Source organism: Streptomyces sp. NPDC001889, assembly GCF_053594535.1.
On sequence record NZ_JBSFER010000007.1, the window covers coordinates 1 to 20326 of the forward strand.

Here is a 20326-nt window from a genome sequence, read left to right on the forward strand (position 1 = left end):
ACCCCCATCGGCGTCCTCCGCTCCGTCCAACGCCCCGTCTACGACACCCTCATGAACACCCAACTCGACACCGCCATCGAACAGAACGGCAAGGGCGATCTGGGAACACTGCTCGCGGGCCAGGACACGTGGACCGTGGTCGGCTGAATGAGCCGAATCGGCTCTCCATCGGACATAGGGATTGGACCGACAGATACGATCAGCCCATGTCCGGGTTTCGCTGAAGAATATCTGGCGGATGGCTCATGCTTGCAACGATTCTGCGGGTGGAAATACTTGCCCGACGCGGCCTTTTCTGAAGCAGTGGCCGATTCCGGGATAAACAGCGGGTCATGGATGACCCCTTCACGTTCAGTCCGCCGCCCGCGCGGAAAGACGTCCCGCCGGTCGCGCCCGCCCCGGAGAATCCGCCCGCATATGCCGGTATGACCGGCGTCCCGGAGCCGGGGGGTGAGCCCCGGTCCGTGGAAATCGCGGCCGACGCGGAAATCGAGGACTTCAGGGAGCCGCCCGCGTCCCCGTGAAAGCGCGGGCCCGCTGGAGCACCGCCACCGCGTCGGGCTGGCGGCGGTATCCCCGCAGCGACAGGCGCATCTGTCTCAGGGCCTGGTCAGCCGGGTTCGACTCCAGGCTCGGATAGTGGTCGAGGAAGGCGTGCCAGTGCAGGCACGACTCCTCCAGCCGGCCGAGCGGCAGCAGCGTCTCCGCGAGCCGGGCGCGGACGAGCGCCAGCGGCCGGTGCCGGTCGGCGGCCCGGCCCTCCACGGCCGCCGCGAGAGCCTGCGCCGCCCGGTCGGTCTCCCCGAGGGCGAGCAGCACCTGCCCCCGCTGATAGTCGAAGCCGGGCCGTGGATAGCCGGCGAACGGCCCGGCCTGACTGCTCGCACGGTCGTACCGCGCCTCGGCCGTCGAGAGGTCGGCGACGGCCCGGTGGCGGTCCCGCGCACAGGCGTGGACGGCGGCGCGCTGGCCGAGCAGAAAGGACGCGGTGTACGGATCGGTTACCGGTCCCGTCGTGTCGACGGCGGTCTCGGCGAGCCGCCGCGCCTGGCCGCCGAATCCGAGGTCCAGCGCCTGGACGCTCATGGCCCGCAGGGTGATCGCGTAGAGCCGGCGGTCGTCGGCCTCGCGGGCGAGGTCCAGAGCGCTGGTGAAGTACCGCTGGGCCAGGCCGGGCGCGCCCGCGTCCATGCTCATCCGGGCGAGCAGATGGGTGAGCTGTCCCGCGCCCGTGAAGAGGCCGGGCCGCAGCGCGGGCGCGGCGGGTCCGGCCAGGAGCCGGCTGGTGTCGTCGGCGAGATAGGCGGTGAGCGCGGTACGGGCGTGGGCGCCGCCGTGCACCGCCATCAGATCGCTGAACACCTTGGTCATCCCGTGCAGCCGGTGGACGTCGGCGGGGGTGACCCGGCGGCCCGTGTCCCCGGCGCGGACGGATACGTGCCGCTTGGGCCTCCAGACCGGCGAGGCGCCCGCGGCGCCGACGCTGTACGCGGTCCGGGCGAGCCGCGCCCGCTTGAGCGGTTCGCTGTCGGCGCGGCACAGCGCGGTCAGCCGTTCCACCGCGTCCCCCTCGCCCTGGCGGGGCAGCGCGTCACCGGCGGGCTGACGGTGCCGGACGAGGCCGGTGTCGACCGCCGTGACCAGCCGCCCGCTGCGCGCGCTGAGCGCGGAGGCGACCAGGTCGGGAATGGGCGGGTTGGGGCGGGAGCCGGTGAGCCAGTGGGCGACCGAGGTGCGGTCGTAGGCCAGCCGCATGCCCTGAGCGGCGCCCACGGCGTTGACCGAGCGGGCCAGCTGCGCGGGGCCCCAGTCGGCCTCGTGGAGCAGTTCGGCGAGCAGGAGGTTGGGCTGGCGACGGGCCATACGGCCTCCCTTCGGCGGGCCGCTCCGGCTCCGCGCTCCTCGGGGTCGGCGAACGGCGCGGGCGGGCGGCGGGTGTGCGCGGCGGGTTCGGCGGACCGGTTCCATCATCCCCCGTGGAGAGGCTCCGAAGGAGTGGGCGGCGGTCGCGCATCTACCCAACTCCCCTGCCAGTGCCCCCACTTGAGCGATTCAGTCGTCCAGCGTCCCGTATCGGCCACAGAGGGTGGCCGAATGGCGCCGGAGGCCGCTTCCCTGGCCCTGTCGCCGCTACGGTCAACTCCCGGAAAAATGACGAGTTCCGGTACGTCCCGGCGATGTCCCAACCGCCCCGAAGGGCTCGTCAAACAGGCTTCCCGACCGACACTTTCAGCCAATGTCTTGACTGGGTTCAACCCGGCGTCACCACGGCTCCTAGGGTGGTCCCATCTGGTGCGCCGGGGGGATCGGCGCACGCGCAGGACGGGGGAACGATGGAGCCGATCACCGCGGTCGCCGCCGCAGGGGTAGCCCTGGTGGCGAAAGGCATGCTGGAGTCCGTGGGGCAGGAGGCCGGACGCACCGGCTGGGGCGGCGGAGCCCGGCTCATGGAGCGGATGAGGGCCCGGTTCCGCGGCGACACCGAGGCGGAGAGCGCCATCGACACGGTGGCCCGGGACCCGGCGGACACCACGGCCCGCGACGAGCTCCAGCGGCTGCTGCTCGCCCATATGCTGCGCGACCGGGTCTTCGAGGACGATGTGCGGCGGCTGGTGGGCGAGGCGGTGCCGGCCCGGCGCGGCCAGGGCCCGCAGGTGAACGCGGCCGTCATCAAGACCGCCCAGGTGTTCAACGAGAAGGTCGAGATCCAGGGCGACTGGAACACCAACTGATCGGACGCGAGCGCCGCGCTCGGCGTGCGCCGCTCCCTCCTGCGCGGGGTCGGACCGGCCGCCGCGCGCACCCGCGTACTCCCGCACCACCCCGTCACGAGAGTTCATCGGCTCATGAGCAAGGAAGCACCACCCGACGAGGCGCCGGCGGCGCCCGTTCCGGGTCCCGCCCCGGCGGCCGGGACCGACGGCGGCGAGGCGCCGAGGCCCGACCCGCCACCGCCCGACCGGACACCCGGGCCACCGCCCGACCCCGACGGCCCCGTCGGTGAGAGCGACGCCCTGGCCTCGCTCGCCCGGGGCGGCGACGACGACCGCTCCGAACGGAGCGAGGCACTGCGCGCCGGTGTCATCGCCGATCTGATCGCCGAGCGGCTCAACGCCGACACCGCGGGGACCCGCATCGGCACCCTCGCCCTCTTCAACGACACGGTGAGCTTCGGCGGCGGCTTCAGCGCCGGCGGCGGGGCCCGCGCCGCCGGGGCCGGCGGCCCGGCCGGTACGGCGTCGGTGGCCCTGCACCCGTCGGAACTCGCCGACCACACGGAATGGTTCATCCAGCCGGAGGAGTACGACACCGCCCTGGAGGCGCTCCGCGCCGACCGGCTGGTGGTCCTCACGGCGGCCCCCGGGACGGGGCGCGAGGCGGCGGCGGTCAATCTGCTCGCCGAGGCGCTGGCGATGAGCGGCACCGGCGGGGACGGGGCGGACGGCGCGGGCGGCTGCCACCGGCTGCTGGACCCCCGGCCGGTCCTCGGAGCGGGGTGGGAGCCGCCCGTGCGGGAGTGCGGTCTGCTCGCGGTGGTGGACGGCGCGGCAACGGGTGTCCGGGCCGTCGACGCGGCGGCCGTCCGGGGGCTGCACGCGGCCCTGCGGGCGTCCGGCTGCTATCTCGTACTGATCGGCGGCCACGATCTGGAGCTGGCGCTGACCGGGCTCGCCCCCGGTCTCCCGGCCCGGTTCCGGCTCTCCGCCGTGGACCCGCTGACCGTGGTGGAGCGCCGGGTGCTGGGGCACGGCGCGGACCGGGAGAGCCGGGACGAGCTGCGCGCCCTGCTGAAGCGCGGCGGCGCGGTCGCCGCGCTGCGGGAGCGCCCGTCCGCCGGGCACGCGGTGCGGCTGGCGTCGGTGGTGCGGGCCGGCGGCGATCTGGCGGCGGCCGTCGCCGCGCTGCGCGACCCGAGCGAGCAGGTGCGGGAGTGGTTCCACCGGCACCGCGACCCGGACGCGCTGGCGTTCGCGCTGGCCGCCGCCGTCCTGGAGGACAGCGGCTATCTCACGGTCGCCGAGGCGGCGATCCGGCTGCGGACCGCGCTGAGCGAGCCCGTGACCGCACCGCCCGATGTCCGCTTCCGGGACCGGCTCGCCGACGAGCAGTCCTGGCTGCGGCTGGAGCCGGCCCCGGAGGGCGGTCCGCCCCGGGTGCGGTTCCGGTCCGCGCTGCTGCGGCAGGTCGTCCTCGCCTGCGCCTGGACCACGCTCGACGGCCGCCGGGACGCGCTCCTGGAGTGGCTGCGCCGGCTGCTGACCCACCCCGATCTGGAGGTGCGGGCCCGGGCCGCCGTCGCGGCCGGTGTGCTGGCCTGGGCGGATCACCACTACGCGGTGCACCGCTTCCTCACCTCCTGGGCGGGCAGCACCTCCTGGCCGGTGCGGCAGGCGGCGGCGACCGCGCTCGGGGTGGCCGGCAGCCGGGCCGACACCGAGGACCCGGTGTGGGAGCTGCTGCGCACCTGGGCCAGTTCGGGCACCTCCGCCCACGCGCGCCGGCTCGCGGGCACCGCGGCGAACGCGGTGGGCGGGCTGCTGGGCCGCAACTCCCCCGGCCGCGCCGTCCAGGTGCTGCGGGCCGCGCTGGACCGGGACGACGACTGGGGCACGCTGGCGCCGGTCGCCTGGGGCGGTGTCCATCTGATCCACCAGGGGCGTGCCCGGGAGGTCCTGGACGCCTATCTCGACTGGTCCGAACCGCAGGACCTGTCACCGCCGGTGGTGAAGACCCTGTCGGCCTTCGTCTTCGCGGTCTCCCTGCCGTACGAGGAGGGGACGGCGGGCTCGGCGCGCGGCGCGGTCCCGGGGGTGCCGCTGCTGCTGGCCCGGCTGCGGGAGAACCCGGAGCGGCTGGCGGAGCTGTGGGCCCGGGCGCTGGCCCGCAGACCGACGCAGGAACCCGCGCTGGACGCGCTGCGGGAGTGGCTCGATGTGTACGGGCCGCGCTGCCCGGGGGGCCCGGCGCGCCTGGCGGAGCTGGTGGCGGCCATCGCCCGCAGGCCCGGCAAGCACCGGCAGCGGCTGCGGTACTGGCTGGACCGCTGGGCCCGGGACCGGGACCGGCCCTCCGAGGCCGCCGCCCGGCTGCTGAGTGCGGTGGAGCGCGGCTGAGGTGCGACGGCGAGCGCGAGGAGAGGAGAAGCGGCCGTGAACGAACTGACCTACGACCCCGTCCTGGACCGTCAGCCGCTGCCGAAGTGGCGGCTGGGCAGTCCGCTGAAGCCCCCGGAGCCGGGCCGGGCCCTGGTGCTGGTCCGGGAGAGCGGCGGCCCGCTGACGATCAGGAGCGGCGAGGAGGTGCCGTCCGCGCGCTTCGGCGCGTACCAGAGCGTCTTCACGGTCGATCTGACCGAGCACCGGCTGCTGCTGGACATCGAGCCGCTGCTGAGCCGGGACCCGACCTTCTCCTTCCGGAGCCGGGTCGATCTGGTGTGCCGGGTGGCCGACCCGGCGGAGGTGGTGCGGCGCGGCATCCGCGATATGAGCGGCGCGCTCTACGGGCATCTGCGGCGGATGCTGCGGGAGGTGTCGCGGGAGTACGACATCGCCGAGTTCCACGAGGCCGAGACGGCGCTCAACGCGACCCTGCGGGACTTCACCGGGGACTCGGCGATCCGGCTGCGCAATATCGGCGTCGAGCTTCTCGTGGACGAGGAGGAGATCGCCGCCAGCGGTCGGTCGTTCCGCGATGTGGTGCGCGAGACCCGGCTCGACGGGATGCGCCGCGACCGCCATCTGCGGGTGCTCCGCGAGGAGGGCGAGGCGGGCCTGGTGGCCGAGATCATGGAACGGGAGGGGCCCCGGGCGGCGCTCGCCTGGGTCGAGCAGCGCAAGGCGGACGAGCGGAACGCGCGGCTGGCGGCGGCGGAGCTGGTGCTCAAGCGCGGCGACGCGGACCGGGAGCCGTTCGAGCAGGCGGAGCTGGAGCGCGCGGTGGTGGAGGACGTACTCGGCGACGGGGGCGGGCTGTTCGGGGACGGCGGGGACGGCTCGCGGCGCGGACGGCTCAGGGGCACGCTGGCCTCCGGCGGCCGGGACAGGGACAGGGACAGGGAGCCGGACCGGGACCGGGACCGGGGCCCGGAGGAGACCGGGGAGCGCTCGCCCCTGCGCGGGGAGGTCGTACCCCCGCGCGACACCGCCCCGCCCGACGACGAGCCGCTGCCACCGCCCGGCGGGGGCCGGCCGTGGGGCACGGGTGCCATGGACCGGGACGGCGGCCCGCGCGCGGGAAGCGGCACGGACGACCGGCGTACGGGAAGCGGCCGGCCCGGCGCGCGCGACCGGGGGCGCGGGGACGGCCCGGACCCGGGAGGCGCGGGCCGGGAGGACGACCGGGGTGCCGGGAGCGGTGGGTCCGGTGACCGGCGCGGTGGCAGCGGCGGGCACGGCGGCGGCGCGCCGGGCCGGGCCGGTGGTGGTGACGGCGGGGCCCGGCGGGAGAGCCGGGTCCGGGGGACGGCCGGCAAGCGGCGGCCGGACGACGACAATCGCGGGGAGCGACGATGAGACGGCGCGACAGGTCATCCGGCGGTTCTCCGGGCGGGCCGGCCCACGGCACCACCCCCTGGCACGCGATCGACGGCGGCGGCCCCCCGCCCGCCGCACCGCTCCCCGCGCCGGAGCCCCGGGCCGGGTACTCCCCGCCGGCCGGGCAGCTCCCCACCCGGTGGCCCGGCCGCGCCGACGGCCCCGCCCCCGGCCCGGACACGGGCAGAGTCCCCGAGCCCCCGCCCCGTACCGCCTGGACCCATGAGCAGCCGGAGCTGATCTCCGTGGCCGTGTGGACCGAGCGGGTGCCGGGGCGCGGCGAGGACGCCGAGCCGCTCTTCGCCCATCACCAGGAGAGCGGACAGGGGCTGCTGGCGGTCTTCGACGGCGCGGGCGGCGCCGGGGCCTCGCCGGTCTGGCCCGCCCCCGGCGGCACGGTGATGACCAGTGCCTGGACCGGTTCGCGGGTCGCCAGGCTCGCCACCGAGTGCTGGTTCCACGAGGTCGCCCAGGGGCTGGACGAGCCGGGACCCGAGCGGCTGCACACCTATCTCGACTACTTCCTCTCCCATGCGCCCCAGCGCCGCAGCAAGATCGCCGGGACCATGCGCCGACAGCTCCCCACCACCCTGGCGGCCGTCCACTACACGACCCGCGCCGACCGCCGCGCCCTCGAACTGCGGGCGCTCTGGGCGGGTGACTCACGGGCCTATCTGCTGCGCCCGGAGCGCGGCCTCCAGGTCCTCACCCGGGACCACACCCGCGAGAGCGACGCCCTGGAGCTGCTGCGGAGCGACCCCCCGATGACCAATCTGGTCGGCGCGGACCGCCCGTTCACCGTGGCCTCGCAGCTCCAGCAGGGGTTCGAGCTGCCCTGTGTGCTGGTCACCGCCACCGACGGCTGGTTCGGCTATGTGAACACCCCGGCGGACTTCGAGCGGGTGCTGCTGGGGACACTGGCGGACGCCCGCTCCGCCCGGGAGTGGGCCGCCCGGCTCAGGACCGAGGTCACCGGGTACACCGGCGACGACGCCACGCTCGTCGTCACCGCCCTCGGCTACCGGGACTTCGACGCGCTGCGGGAGGACTTCGCCGGGCGGCGCCGGGAGCTGGACGAGCGGGTGGGCCACTTCGGGACGGCCCACGGCCCGGACACGGCCGGGCGGTTCCCGGCGTGGCAGGACGCGACCTGGCAGGCGTACCGCGCCGACTACGAGGCGCTTCTGCCGCCGGAGCCCGAGGAGGGGATGTCATGAGACTGGGTGACACGATCGCGGGCTACCGCGTCATCAGCGAGCCGACCAACGCCAATGGCGGCAAGTGCATCTGGGCGTTCGCGAAGAAGGACGGCCAGGAGTTCTTCCTCAAGCAGTTCCTGGACCCCAAGCGCCCCCGGGAGGGCTCCGACCCGGCGAAGCCGAGTGTGCGCATCCGGCTGGAGGTGTGCGAGGAGTTCGAGGCCCGGCACCGCACCATCATGACCCGGCTGCGGCCGGACGCCCGGGGCGGCGGCAATCTGGTGCTGGCCCGGGACTTCTTCCACCAGGGCAGCACCTACTACAAGGTCACCGAGCGGATCGACACCTCCTCCCTGGAGAAGCCGGAGGCCCTGGAGCCGAGGCAGAAGGCGGTGCTCCTCAAGACGCTGGGGATGAGTCTTCAGCAGCTCCACGACATCGATGTGGTGCACGGCGACCTCAAGCCGCTGAACGTCCTGGTCCAGAAGCGGGACGGCGCCGCCTTCCACACCGCCAAGCTCATCGACTTCGACGACTCCTATGTGTCGGGGAGCCCGCCGGGGCCGCAGGACATCGTGGGGGACTCGCTGTACGGGGCGCCGGAGTGGCGGCGCTACCTCCAGGAGGACGGCTCGACCGGGCCGACGGCGCTGACCTGCGCGGTGGATGTCTTCGCGCTGGGGCTGATGACGCACTACTACCTGACGGGCGCGGCGCCGGGCCACGGCGACCGCTACGGCTCCCCCGCCGACGCGGTCAACGCGGGTGAGGCGCTGGAGATCGACCCCCGGCTCTCGGACACCATGCGGGGCCTGGTGCGGGCGATGACCGCGCGGGCGCCGGGCGGGCGGCCCCGGATGGCGGGGTTCCTCAAGGCGCTGGCCGATCCACAGGTCTGTGCGCTGCACCGGCCCCGCGCGGGCGGGGCGAAGCCGGGGGGCGCCGCCGCGCCGCCGGCCGCCGCGGCGGGGGGCGCGGGGGGTACCGCCCCGCGCGCCAGCAGGATTCGTACCAACCTCAAGGGCTCGGGGGCCCGCCCGGCCGCCCCGCCGGCACCCGCGCCCTCGCCCTCGCCCTCGCCGGCGCCCTCCCCGGCGCCCAGGGCGGAGGCCCCCGCGGAAGCACCGGCTCCCGCGCCCACCGGGAAGACCTCCCGTGTCCGTATCAATCTGAGCGGCCGGCGCGGCTCCTCCTGACGCCGCCCGCCCGTCCCACCCTTGAGGAGAGAGCACATGAACGCCGGCAACGATCAGTACCAGGGCAATCTTCAGTACGCGGTCGACCTCGTGCTGTGCATCGACGCCACCGGGTCCATGTTCCCGGTCCTGGACGCGGTGAAGGCCAGCGCCCTCCAGTTCCACGAACGCCTCGACGAGGTGATGGGCAAGAAGGGGAAGGCGATCAGCCAGCTCCGGCTCAAGGTCATCGCCTTCCGCGACTTCGGCGACGACCCCTCCAACGCCATCGAGCAGACCGACTTCCTCCGACTGCCCGAGCAGGCGCGGGAGCTGGAGGCGTTCGTCCGCACCATCGACGCCACCGGCGGCGGCGACATCCCCGAATCGGGTCTGGAGGCGCTGGCCCTGGCGATCAACGCGCCGTGGGAGAGCGGGCTGGACCGGCGCCGCCATGTCGTGGTGATGTTCACCGACGCCCCCGCGCACCCGCTGGGCACGGTCGGCGCGTCCGCCGCCACCTATCCGCCGCACATTCCGCGCTCCCTGGACGACCTCTTCGAGCAGTGGGGGTACGCGCGCAGCCAGACGGCGGTGATGGAGCAGTCCGCGAAGCGGCTGGTGCTCTTCGCCCCCGATCAGGCCCCGTGGTCGGACCCGATCGCCGAGGAGTGGGACCTGACCCTGCACTTCGCCTCGCGGGCGGGCGAGGGCCTCGAGGAGTTCGAGATGGACGAGATCATCGAGACGATCGCGAACAGCCTGTGAGACAGCTCCTGGAGTGGGACGGCTTCCGGCTGCGGGAGGACGAGGAGCGCGGCACGCTGATGCTCCGGACGGAGTGGTCGCGGATGGAGGTGCTCGCGCGCACCTGCGAGTCGATCGGGCTGCTCGCCCACGGCGCCGGACCGCGGCTGATCCTGCACTTCACCGACCGGGCCCGGCAGGGCGAGGAGCGGGTGGTGGTCCGGGTCGCGGTGCCGGAGGACCGGGTCCACGACGCGCGGGAGGCGGTGGAGCTGCTGCGCCGGGCCCATGGCATCCCGGAGGCCGCCGAGTCCGAGCAGGAGGAGGAGCCGCTGGTGCGGATTCCCCGGGACTCGCCGGAGTGGGTGGTGTCGCCGGCCTCCGGGATCAGCGACGCGCTGTACGCGGAGGTCTTCGGGCGGATCGAGTCGGAACGGGTGTCCTGAGGCCCCGGTCCGGGAGCACCAGGGGGAGAGGGAGTCACGGGGTGACGGCGGCGAACTGGCGGTGCCCGGAGTGCGACAGCTACAGCGGACCGGGTGACACGGCGTGTGTGGCCTGCGACACCCCGCGCGGCTCCCGGGCACCGGCCGCGCCGGCCGCCCGGAAGCCGGCGCCGGCCCGGCCGCCCGGGGACTGGCGGTGCGACAGATGCGACACCAACAACGGTCGGGGCGATCTGTCCTGCCTGGTCTGCGGGACCGGCTGGCGGAGCGCGGCGAGGAAGGCCGCGACGCCGAAGAAGCCGAGCCCCAGGAAGTCGGCGCCGAAGCCGTCGCCGAGGAGCACGGCGAAGCGGACGGCCCCGAAGCCGGCGGCCGGGGCGGGCGCGGCCACGGGGGTCCGGCCGGGGACGGGCGGGGGACCCGCCGGGAGCACGCGCCCCGGTGCGCCGGGCGCGGGTCGCCCCCGGGCCACCGCCCGCCCGCGCTCCGGCGGGGACGCGCTGTTCCACCCGCCGCCGGGCGGCACCGGCTACATCCCCACCACGGCCCGCGTCCCGGCCCCGGCGCCCGCGCCCGCGCCGAAGCCCCGGCCGTATGTGCCCCCGCGCTATGCGCCGCCGCCGAGGAAGCGGCGCAGCGGGGTGAAGGGCTGCTTCATCGCGCTTCTGCTCTTCTTCGTCGGCGTGCCGGTGGCCCAGTACGCCATCACGGAGGGGTACGAGTCCCTGAGGTCCCCGGACGAGGAGAGCGCGGGGCCCTCGCCGGCGCCGTCGGGGAACGCGCCGGGGAGCTGCCCGTCCCGGATCGCGGCGGAGCTGCCGAAGGGGGCGGGGGCGTCGCTGGAGGTCGCGTACCGCACCGGGAACAAGCAGATCGTGCTCTGCCGGACGAAGGGCGGAGAGCTCTACTACTTCGGGGAGTTCAGCGATCGGCGGGAGGCGGGGGTGAGTATGCGGGCGCGCGGGACCTCGGAGGGGTATACGGCGCGGAATGGGCCGTATCGGTATGAGATCCGGGGTGGGGTGGTGACCATCTATGAGTCGGGCCGCCGCATCGGGAGGGAGTCGCTGACGCGCGAGCCCTCCCCCACCTGACCCCCCGCCCTCGGGTGACCCGAGCACCCCCAGCCCGTCCAGCATTTCCTGGCAGCCCGCACAAACCCAGCCCGTCCGGCGCTTGAGGACGGACCCCGCACCACAGGCAACCCGAGCAATCCCAGCCCGCCCGAGCACCCCCAGCCCGTCCGGCGCTTGAGGACGGACCCTGTGCCACAGGGCCCCGCACCCTGCGGGCCTCGGTCGGGGGCCAGCCCCCGAACCCCCGCTCCTCAATCGCCGGAGGGGCTGGAGTGGTGCGGCTCAAACGCCGGAGGGGCTGAGTGGGCGCTCCTCAAACGCCGGAGGGGCTGAGGGTGGCGGCTCACACGCCGGAGGGGCTGAGGGTGGCGGCTCACACGCCGGAGGGGCTGAGATTGCCGCTCCTCGGAACGCCGGAGGGGCTGAGGGTGGCGGCTCACACGCCGGCAGGGCTGAGTGGTGCGGCTCAATCTCCCCCCAGAGCTGCCTCTGGGAGGTGCCCCCCAGAGGGGCTTGGGTTGCTCAGGTCGCCAGCGACGGGCTGGATTTCGTGCCTCGGCCCGCCCGGAGGCAGGGCACCCTCCCTCGTGAGCCGCTCGCAGAGCCCTCCCCTCTCAAGCGGGAATCGGCGCCGTCACATATCTCTTGCCGTCCTCGTTCTCCACCACGACCGCCTCGACATCCTCACGGGCAATCGCCGCCGACCCATCCAGATTCGCCCCCTTCTCCGCACTCCCCACCAACCAGCTCCCCGCCACTTCCCGCTCCCCGTCACGGGAGACCACCACCAGCCGGCACCGCTCCCCCGCCGGGATTCCGCTGACGGCGACATTCACCCGTACCCACTCGGCGGCCGGGGTCATCCGCACCGCCATCCGGGCGCCGGTGCCGGGGTCCTTCGCCGAGGCGACCACGACATTCTCGGGTGGCGCCGGAACGAGCGGAGTGGCCGTGACCGTGGGGCCGGCGGTGACACGGCCGGCGTCGTCCGTGCCCCGGCCGATGAGGAAGCCGCCCCCGAGCACCGACACCGCCGCGACCACCGCGACGGCCGCGAGCGCCGCCCGCCGGCGCCGCTCGGCCCCTCCGCGCACCTCGCGGGCCTGCCGCAGCGTGCGCTGGAGCAGCAGATCCCCGCCCTCGGGCGGGCCGTCGAGAAAGGCCTCGGGCGGCACCTCGCCGAGTGTGGCCTCCAGTTCCGTGAGCACCTCCAGCTCTTCGCGGCACGCCATGCACGCCGCCACGTGTTCCTGGACGGTGCGGGCCTCGCCCTCGTCCAGCGCGCCCAGCACATAGGCGCCGAGCAGTTCGCTGTCATGCTGCTGAGTGCTCATGCCGCCGCCTCCTTCACCACGGCGAGCCTCGCCGTCCTGGGTTTCTCCGGATAGAGCTCTCTGAGCGCCTTCAACGCATAGTGTGAACGGGATTTGACCGTTCCGGGCGGGATTCCCAGGGTCTTCGCGGCTTCCGCGACCGTACGCCCCTGGAAGTAGATCTCCAGCAGCACTTCGCGGTGGTCGGACGAGAGCCGGTCCAGGGCCTCCATGACGACCATCGAGTCGACGACGGCCTCCGCGTGGTCCTGTTCCACCGGCCCGTTGGAGGGCGACTCGGCGACCTCGGTCGGGCGTGCCGCCTTCGCCCGGAAGCGGTCGGTGACGATATTGCGGGCGACGGTGAGCAGCCATCCGCGCACCGAGCCCTTGCCGTTGACGAGCGAATCGGGGTGCTTCCAGGCCCGGATCAGGGTCTCCTGGACGACGTCCTCGGCGGCGCTGCGGTCGCCGGTGAGCCGCTGGGCGTAGGCGAGCAGGGCTCTGCCGTGTTCTTCGTAGAGCGCCCGGATCAGTACTTCATCACTCGTTCTCTGCCGAGTGCGGGACCACAGTGCCGCCATCCACTCACTCCGTCCTCTGCTGGGCCGATGTGCTGAACACGGCCCGGGACCACGGGGGGTTCAATGAGCCGGGGACGGTGCGCGGGGGCGGCTCAGACGCCCGGACGGCAGTGGCGGCCCTCGTTGACGCACTCCGCCACCCGGGCCTGCTGCCGCTCGGTCATCACATTGATGAACATGGCGTGGTCGGTCTTGGGGTGGCGCTTCTGCTCGGGGAAGGAGTCCACGGCGAAGGGCACCGACGCGGGCAGCGCGTACGCGAGGGTGATGCTCAGCCTCGGCACGGGGAAGGTGGCGGGCGGGCAGGCGCCCCGGGCGTCCGGGAAGGCGATGTGGGCGCGGTGGCCGTCGCTGTCGCTCTGGAGCCCGTTCCAGCAGCTGGGGAAGGTGAGCGTGCGGGTGGGGCCGCTGCCGTCGGGGCAGATCGGATACCGGGCGCCGGAGCGGCCCGGGTGCCCGGAGCAGCCCCACGCGGCCCGGACCTGGGCGTCGTTGGTGGTCGCCGCCACCGGATCGCCGGTGATCATGCGCAGGAAGCGGGGCATGGCGATCACCTTGGTCAGCGGGCTGCCGCGGAACTCGACCCTCACCGATGAGGGCAGCACCACCTCCCCGGCGTTGCCGTCCTCGCCACCGCCGTGGGCGTGGGCGTCGTCACCGGCCCGGTCGAGCCGGCGCAGCACGGGCCAGAAGTAGGTGGAGCGGTCCCCGCCCGCGCAGGTGGTCGCGGCGGCGGCGAGACTCGCGTCGGTGGAGCGGGCGTCGGTGGACACGTTCCCCACGTAGTCGTGGGTGTGGTGGGCGCCTCCGACGAGTCCCGGGGAGGTCACCACGTTGTCCGTGTTGTAGTGCCCCGACTCGTTGCGTCCGCACTCCGCGGTGAAGGAGCCGGTGGACGCCCCGGGGCCCGGCGCGGGTTCGGCGGCGGGCACCGCGATGTCCGCGAGTTCCGCGTAGTGCCCGGGGGTGCCCGCTGTGCCGTCCTCCACCGAGCGCATGGCGATGATGCCCCCGACCACCAGGCAGAGGCAGAGCGTGACCAGCAGGGGCGGCGTTCTCATGAACTGGGCGCCACGAGCGCGGAGTTGACTCACCACACAGTAAGACTCGCAGTCCCGGGCGGCATGTTCAATATCGGTCCGGTGAACCGTTCGCGGGCGGAATCCGTGCGGGAGGCGAGGCGGAGGTACCCGTACCGCCGGGTCTCACGAGGATTCCAGGAGGAGCCGTGGCCGAGATCGAGATCCCGGGGGACGAACTGGAGCGGATGGCGCGGCTCCTGGGCCGGGTCATGGAGCTGGTGGAGACCAGGGCGTCGGGGTTCGACGCCGCGGCCGTCGGCCCTCCGCTGGCGGCCTCGGGCGGCACCTTCGACGAGCGCTGGAACGACGGCCGCTTCCAGCTGAAACGCAACTGCACATCCCTCAAGGACGCCTGTGAGGCCGTGGTCAAGGGCTTCACGGACGCCGACAACGAAATGGCCTCGTCGCTCACCGACGACGGCACGAGAAAGAGCTGAGGAGCGCGAGCGAGATGACCGGTGGCCCCCACTCCTTCAGGATCGGCATCCCGGACAGCTGGACACAGTACGACCTGTCGGGCGACGACCTCGCCCGGGTCCGGGCCGGGCTGCTCCGGACCACTCCGCAGAAGGACGGCCGCGATCAGATCAACGAGGCGTTCCGGCACGCCCGGCAGATCCTGGAGGGGGCGAGGCGCCGGGGCGCCCTCTACGCGGCCGGGACGACCACCCTGTACGAGGACGGCCTGCTGATGGCCGGGATGATGGTGTTCAGTGTGTCGCCGCCCGCCGGGGAGAGCTTCTCGGCGCACTCGCTGGCCCAGCAGTTCTCCACCACCGGCAGCGGGAGTCGGAGCGGCACCTCCCGGACGTTCTCCACACCGACGCTGCCGTCCGTCGGCCCGGTGGGGCGGCTGGTGGGGGTGGAGGAGTCCGGGCTGACCGGGGAGGCCGGCTACCAGCTCCTGGTCATGCACACGGTGGTGCCGGTGCCCGGCTCCCGGCGGGCGCTGATCATCACCTGCTTCAGCCCCAATCTGCCGCTCGCCGACCAGCTCTACGACGTCTTCGACGCGATCACCGCGACCTTCGCCTTCGAGGACGAGCCGAACCCCTCCGAGCGCACGCCCTCCACGGGCTGAGCCGGGGACCGCGGGGAAGGGCCCGGACCGTCCCCGTGGACGGTCCGGGCCCTTCCTGAGAGATCAGCCGGGTCCAGCGGGGACCAGCGGGACCCCGCCTGTCCTGCCTGCCCCGTCTGCCCTGCCTGCCCCGCCTGCCCCGCCCGCCCCGCCGAAGCGGTCAGCCGGAAGCCGGCATCCGGCAGCCGTCAGCGGACGGCGGTCGCGGGCGCCGGTTCGGGCGGCGACGGCACCCGCACGGTGACGAAGTTCCCGTCCCCGAGGTGCAGATGGGCCCGCCCGGGCTCGGTGTCGGCGCCGAGCAGCCCGTGCGGCACCCGGGCGCCCACGACCTCGCCGTCACCCAGCGCGCGCGGCGCGAGCAGCGCCCCGCACCGATTGCGGCGCACCGTCGTCTGCCACCCGGTGTGGCTGACGAGCATGGCCTCGTTGTTGGCGCCGATCACCAGCCCCCAGCCGTCGCCCGCGCTGCCCCGGGCGAGCGCTCCGAGGTCGCCGTCGATCTCCGAGTTGGCCATCATCTCGGCGTCGTCCACGAGGACCGCGCCGGCGGGCGAGTCCACCCGGCCGAGGGCGGCCCGGAAGTCGGCGACGGCGAGGTTCGGATCGGTGAAGACCTCCACCACGCCGGGCTGTCCGGCCAGGGCCCGCAGCGGTGAGGTGCGGGGCGCGACGATGACGACCTTCGTGCCCCCGGCGGTCAGCGAGCGGGCCATGGCGATCAGCACGGAGCTGCGGCCGGACCGGGGCGGCCCGGCGACCAGGAAGGAGGGCGACACCGACAGATCGGGCCCCTTGGCGCCGAGTTCGTCACCGCCGACACCGACCATGGCCCAGAGCGGGGAGGTCCCCCGGGGCCGGCGCTCCCACGCCTCGGGGAAGGTCAGCCCGTCGGGCAGTGTGTCCAGCCGGAACGGCCGGCGCCGGCCGGGGACGGCCGAGTCGCGTCCGCCGGCGCGGACGGCCAGGGCGCGCAGATCACCGGCCTGGGCGGCGCCGCTGGGGTCGGGGCCGATCAGGGCGATCTGGGTGGCCCGGGACGTACGGGGGTCGATGGCACGGCCGGCCGGGAGGTCCTCGGGCACCTTGCGGGGGGTGAGCCCCACCATGCCGTAGTCGGCGCGGTCGTTGAGCCGCAGCACGAGCCGGTCCTCGGTGGTGGAGGCGAAGCGGCTCTGGGCGAGAATCCGGTCGCCCGCGAGGACGAGGTGCACCCCGACGCCCGCGCCCTCGCGGAGCAGCAGCGTCATCGCGTCCATCACACTGCCCCGGTCGTACGCCGCGAAGTCCCGCTCGAACGCCTCGAACCGGTCGACCAGGACCAGCAGCCGGGGCGGGCGCTCCTCCTCGGGGAGGGTGCGGCGCAGTTCGGTGAGGTCGGCGACGCCCTGCCGGCCGAGGAGTCCGCGCCGCCGGGAGGCCTCCTGCCCGAGCCGGACGAGGAGCCGGGCGACGCGCTCGCTCTCGGCCCGGTCGACGACGGCGCCGGTGTGCGGCAGCCCGGCGAGGGCCTGGAGGGCGCCGTTGCCGCAGTCGAGGCCGTAGAGATGGACATCGGCACAGCTGTGGGCACCGGCCACGGCGGCGGCGATGGTGCGCAGGGCCTGGGAGCGCCCGCTGCGGGGCGCGCCGATGATCTGGAGGTGGCCCATGGTGTCGAAGTCGAGGGTCAGGGGGTGCCGGGTCTGCCCGGCGGGGTCGTCGGTCAGTCCGTACGCCACCGGGGCGAGCCCGGCCTGGTGCGGCGGGGACCCGTCCGGGTGCCCGGCGGGCGGCAGGCCGGCGAGGGTGAGGGTGTCGGGGAGCGGTGGGAGCCAGGGGGTGCGGGGCGGCGGCACGGCGAGCTGTTCGGCGGCCTCGCGCACCGCGCTGACGAGGACGGAGAGGTCGGTCACGGGCTGTACGGCGGTCTCGGCGCGCTCGGGGCGGGGCGGTGGGTCGCCGAGGAACTCCCAGTGGATCTCGGTGAGCCGGGGCGCGGGGCGCTCGGCGGCCCCGGCGCGGGCCTGTGCTCTGCGCCCGCCGATCCTGCCGGTCTGGAAGGGCAGCAGGGCGGCGTGGCCGAGCCGGGCGTGGGCGCGGCCGGGGGTGCGCGGGGAGAGCAGGCCGGAGTCGGGGGCGTCGATGATGTCGCGGCTCTCGCCGGTGTCGGTGGTGCGCAGGGCGATCCTGAGGTTGGTGTTGGCGCGGATGTCGGCGGTGACCGCGCCGGACGGCCGCTGGGTGGCGAGGATCAGATGGATGCCGAGGGAGCGCCCTCGCTGGGCGATGTTGACCATCCCGGAGACGAAGTCGGGGAGTTCGCGGACCATGGAGGCGAACTCGTCGACGACGAGGACCAGCCGGGGCAGGGGGGCGAGCCCGGGTGCGCGGGTGCGCTTGTCGGTGTAGTCGTCGATGTCCTTGGCCGAGGCGTCGGCGAGGACGCGTTCGCGGCGGCGGAGTTCGGCGCCGAGCGAGGTGAGGGCGCGTTCGACGAGATGGGTGTCGAGATCGGTGACGAGACCGACGGTGTGGGGAAGCTCCTCGCACTCGGCGAAGGCGCTGCCGCCCTTGTAGTCGATGAGGACGAAGTTCAGCTCGTCGGGCCGGTTGGCGACGGCGAGCGACGCCACGAGCGACTGGAGGAGTTCGGACTTGCCGGAGCCGGTGGTGCCGGCGATGAGGGCGTGGGGTCCGTCGGCGGCGAGGTCCAGGGCGAAGGGGCCGTCGACCCCGGCGCCGATGACGGCGCGGGTGGTGCGGCCGGAGGCGGCCCAGCCGGAGGCGACGGCCTCCGGGGTCGGGGGTTCCAGGCCGAGGATGTCGAGGAGCCCGGCGGCGGTGGGGAGCAGATTCTCCTCGGCCTCGTCGCCGACGTCGCGCAGGGACGCGAGGGCCCGGGCCACCCCGGTGCACCAGGTGTGGCCGGGGGCGTCCATGAGGACGCCGTCGACGGGGTCGGTGCCGCTCCGCTCGACCCGCAGCCCCTCGGGGGACGCGACGGCGACGGCCTGGCACTCCTCGGGGAGCAGCCGGGCCTCGTCGTCGACGCAGAGGGCGTAGACGCCGACGGCGGGCCCTTCGCGCAGGATCTGGATCACGCCGGGCAGCGAGCGGATGCGGCGGGCGCCGTCCAGGACGAGCAGCACATCGGGTTCTCCCGCGGCGCCGCCGCGCGGCGCCCGGTCCCCGGCCTCCTGGCGGGCGGCGATCAGGGCGGTCAGCTCGGCGATCCGGCGCCCGGCGGACTCGGCGGTGGTGCCGGCCAGGGCGACGGTGTCCTCGCCGACGGGCGCGGTGTGCGGCAGCCAGTGCAGCCAGGACCAGCGGTCCGGTCCCCCGGTCCAGGACAGCACGCACACCCGCAGGTCGGAGGGGCTGTGCAGGGTGGCGGCCTGGGCGATGAGCCAGCGCACCAGCGGATCGGCGTCCGCTCCCCCGGCGACGCCGAGGACACCGGCCTCGCGCAGGGGGACGGCGACGGGGACGGCGTGGGTGGTGCGGGTGATCCGGCGGCGGTGCTCGGCCTCGCCGGGGTCCTCCAGTTCGAGGTGGGCGGGCCGGTCGGCGAGGCCGAGCCGCAGCAGCAGGAAGTCCCGGTCGCGCCAGCGCCGTTCCCAGAGCCGCTGCCGGGGGCCGGTGGCGATCAGGGTGGTGAGCGCGGGGTCGGGGCAGGCGGCGCGGCGGGCCCGCTGTTCGGCGACGACCGCCTCGGCGACATCCTCGTCCAGCCGCTCCTTCTGCCGTTCGTACTCGGCGAGCCGCTCGGCGTGGTCGTCCTTGCCCCGGCGCTTGTTGGAGAGCTGTCCGGCGAGCGCGATCACCGGGGAGAGCAGTCCGAAGACCAGGAAGCGGAGGTTGCCGAAGAAGAGGACGGCGACCAGCGCCATCAGCAGCGGCGCGAAGATCATGACGAGCTGGATCGGGCTGCGGGCGGGCTCGGCCGGGGCCACGGGCAGCCGGAACCGGTCGCGCACCGGCGGCGGGAGCAGCCGGGGCGGCCGGTTGTAGTCGAGTCCGGTGCCGTCGCCGGAGGGCTGGAGCGCGGCGTCGGGGGCGGTGGGGGCGGCGAGTTCCAGCAGGGCGGGGCCGAGGTCGAGCACCCCGCCGGGGGGCCAGGCGGTCCACTCGGGCACCGGGACGGTGTCGAGGCGGGCCTTCTCGTACGCCGAGGAGCGCACGGTCACGGTGCCGTCGACGCGGACCTCGACACGGGCGGCGCTCGCGGGGAGCCCGGCGGCAAGGAGGCGGACACGGCAGTCGTCGGCGGCGCCGATCTCGTACTCCCCCGGGGGCAGCCGGAAGACGGCTCCGGCGCCGGCGCCGCCGATGGCGCGCAGCTCCGCGACGCCCTCGGGCTCGCGGCCGGGGACGGCGAGCGGCTCTTCGAGACAGAGGAGGCTGCCGGGCCGCAGCTCCAGGTCGCCCAGCGCGCTGTCGGCGGGGAGCTGGTCGGGCCCGTGGAAGAGGGCGGGCGCGCGGGTGGGCGGGGTGCCGCGCATCCGGCGGTGGAGCTGCTCGGCGAGTTCTCCGGCCGGGGCCCCGGGGTCGGCTTCGATGATGATGTCCGCGGTCCGCCCCTGCTGCGGGTCGACTGCGGTGACGGTCAGACGCATGGTCGGTGCTCCTTGTGGCACGCGCGGGTCGGCGGGACGCCGGGCGGGCCGGACCGTGGCGGTCCGGCCCGGCCGCCGGGGCGGGGTACGGGTCCTTGACGGGTCAGCCGGTGAGGCTGGCGCCGAGGTCGGTGTCGAGCTGGGCGAAGCCCTTTCCGACACCGTCGAGGAACTTGGAGATGCCCGCGAGCCCTTCGATGACCTGGAGGTAGTTGTCGTTGTAGGTCTGGACGAAGGGCTGGAAGTCCCGTTTCGACGCGGGAGTCCGGTAGCCGTCCTCGGTGAGGTTGTCCAGTTCCTGCTTGATGGTCTGGAGCTGGACGATGGCCGTGTCGTACATGTTGAGGGTGGAGGCGGCGACCTGGGCGGTCCGCTCGTCGTTGACGATGAATTCGGCCATGGAGAGTCTCCTGTCGGTCCTGTGTGGATTCCCCGGATTCCGTTGCCGCGTTGACGCGCCGGTCCGATACCGTCAACACGGGCGGGGTTCCC

Annotated in this window: 17 protein-coding genes and 1 pseudogene; 11 read left to right on the top strand and 7 right to left on the bottom strand. The window is 74.5% G+C overall.

The genetic code is table 11. From position 1 onward, the window contains the following. A pseudogene (locus ACWCRA_RS09065) lies at positions 1–147 on the top strand (2-oxoacid:ferredoxin oxidoreductase subunit beta); the annotation flags it as partial. Between the two features lie 351 nt (positions 148–498). Here ACWCRA_RS09065 and ACWCRA_RS09070 read toward each other — a convergent pair. After that, positions 499–1863, bottom strand: coding sequence for a hypothetical protein (locus ACWCRA_RS09070; RefSeq protein ID WP_351559470.1), 1365 nt, complete (start codon positions 1861–1863; stop codon positions 499–501). Between the two features lie 470 nt (positions 1864–2333). Here ACWCRA_RS09070 and ACWCRA_RS09075 point away from each other — a divergent pair, with 470 nt between their 5' ends. The 7 genes from ACWCRA_RS09075 to ACWCRA_RS09105 all read left to right on the top strand — a co-directional run bounded on the left by ACWCRA_RS09075 (position 2334) and on the right by ACWCRA_RS09105 (position 10100). Next, positions 2334–2732: a hypothetical protein gene (locus tag ACWCRA_RS09075; protein ID WP_351559468.1), complete on the top strand. Its 399-nt coding sequence runs from the start codon at positions 2334–2336 to the stop codon at positions 2730–2732. 114 nt (positions 2733–2846) lie between these two features. After that, a complete protein-coding gene (locus ACWCRA_RS09080; protein ID WP_451067152.1) occupies positions 2847–5114 on the top strand; it encodes a hypothetical protein in 2268 nt (755 codons plus the stop codon). Positions 5115–5150: 36 nt separating this feature from the next. Beyond that, a complete protein-coding gene (locus ACWCRA_RS09085) occupies positions 5151–6512 on the top strand; it encodes a hypothetical protein (protein ID WP_451067153.1) in 1362 nt (453 codons plus the stop codon). Further along, the gene (locus ACWCRA_RS09090; protein ID WP_451067154.1) at positions 6509–7750 is read left to right on the top strand and encodes a serine/threonine protein phosphatase; all 1242 of its coding nucleotides are present in this window, start codon (positions 6509–6511) and stop codon (positions 7748–7750) included. Before ACWCRA_RS09085 ends, ACWCRA_RS09090 begins: the two co-directional genes overlap by 4 nt. Further along, on the top strand, positions 7747–8928 hold the full coding sequence (locus ACWCRA_RS09095; RefSeq protein WP_451067155.1) for a protein kinase domain-containing protein: 1182 nt from the start codon (positions 7747–7749) through the stop codon (positions 8926–8928). The genes ACWCRA_RS09090 and ACWCRA_RS09095 overlap by 4 nt, the downstream gene beginning before the upstream one ends. Positions 8929–8964: 36 nt before the next feature. Further along, positions 8965–9675 (top strand): vWA domain-containing protein, encoded by a 711-nt coding sequence (locus ACWCRA_RS09100; protein WP_351559458.1) that lies wholly within the window; start codon positions 8965–8967, stop codon positions 9673–9675. Further along, positions 9672–10100 (top strand): hypothetical protein, encoded by a 429-nt coding sequence (locus ACWCRA_RS09105; RefSeq protein WP_451067156.1) that lies wholly within the window; start codon positions 9672–9674, stop codon positions 10098–10100. The genes ACWCRA_RS09100 and ACWCRA_RS09105 overlap by 4 nt, the downstream gene beginning before the upstream one ends. Before the next feature lie 79 nt (positions 10101–10179). Here the strand turns inward: ACWCRA_RS09105 and ACWCRA_RS09110 are convergent, their stop codons facing one another. Beyond that, a complete protein-coding gene (locus ACWCRA_RS09110) occupies positions 10180–10491 on the bottom strand; it encodes a hypothetical protein (RefSeq protein ID WP_451067157.1) in 312 nt (103 codons plus the stop codon). A gap of 205 nt (positions 10492–10696) precedes the next feature. Here ACWCRA_RS09110 and ACWCRA_RS09115 point away from each other — a divergent pair, with 205 nt between their 5' ends. Continuing rightward, positions 10697–11194: a hypothetical protein gene (locus ACWCRA_RS09115; protein ID WP_351559452.1), complete on the top strand. Its 498-nt coding sequence runs from the start codon at positions 10697–10699 to the stop codon at positions 11192–11194. A gap of 596 nt (positions 11195–11790) precedes the next feature. On the opposite strand, the gene ACWCRA_RS09120 is transcribed toward ACWCRA_RS09115, so the two are convergent. From ACWCRA_RS09120 to ACWCRA_RS09130, 3 genes are all read right to left on the bottom strand, one after another. Then, positions 11791–12510, bottom strand: coding sequence for a zf-HC2 domain-containing protein (locus ACWCRA_RS09120; protein WP_451067158.1), 720 nt, complete (start codon positions 12508–12510; stop codon positions 11791–11793). Continuing rightward, complete coding sequence (locus ACWCRA_RS09125) at positions 12507–13073, bottom strand: sigma-70 family RNA polymerase sigma factor (protein WP_351549412.1); 567 nt, start codon at positions 13071–13073, stop codon at positions 12507–12509. The genes ACWCRA_RS09120 and ACWCRA_RS09125 overlap by 4 nt, the downstream gene beginning before the upstream one ends. Positions 13074–13165: 92 nt before the next feature. Further along, entirely contained in the window at positions 13166–14134 is a 969-nt protein-coding gene (locus ACWCRA_RS09130; RefSeq protein ID WP_351549410.1) for a DUF1996 domain-containing protein, read from the bottom strand. A 167-nt stretch (positions 14135–14301) separates the two neighbouring features. On the opposite strand from ACWCRA_RS09130, the gene ACWCRA_RS09135 reads away from it, so the two are divergent. Further along, positions 14302–14592: a hypothetical protein gene (locus ACWCRA_RS09135; RefSeq protein ID WP_351549407.1), complete on the top strand. Its 291-nt coding sequence runs from the start codon at positions 14302–14304 to the stop codon at positions 14590–14592. A 14-nt stretch (positions 14593–14606) separates the two neighbouring features. Next, positions 14607–15236 (top strand): hypothetical protein, encoded by a 630-nt coding sequence (locus tag ACWCRA_RS09140; RefSeq protein WP_351549404.1) that lies wholly within the window; start codon positions 14607–14609, stop codon positions 15234–15236. Between the two features lie 188 nt (positions 15237–15424). On the opposite strand, the gene ACWCRA_RS09145 is transcribed toward ACWCRA_RS09140, so the two are convergent. Further along, positions 15425–19834 (bottom strand): FtsK/SpoIIIE domain-containing protein, encoded by a 4410-nt coding sequence (locus ACWCRA_RS09145; RefSeq protein WP_451067159.1) that lies wholly within the window; start codon positions 19832–19834, stop codon positions 15425–15427. Positions 19835–19937: 103 nt separating this feature from the next. Then, positions 19938–20234: a hypothetical protein gene (locus ACWCRA_RS09150; RefSeq protein WP_351549399.1), complete on the bottom strand. Its 297-nt coding sequence runs from the start codon at positions 20232–20234 to the stop codon at positions 19938–19940. Positions 20235–20326 lie beyond the last annotated feature (92 nt).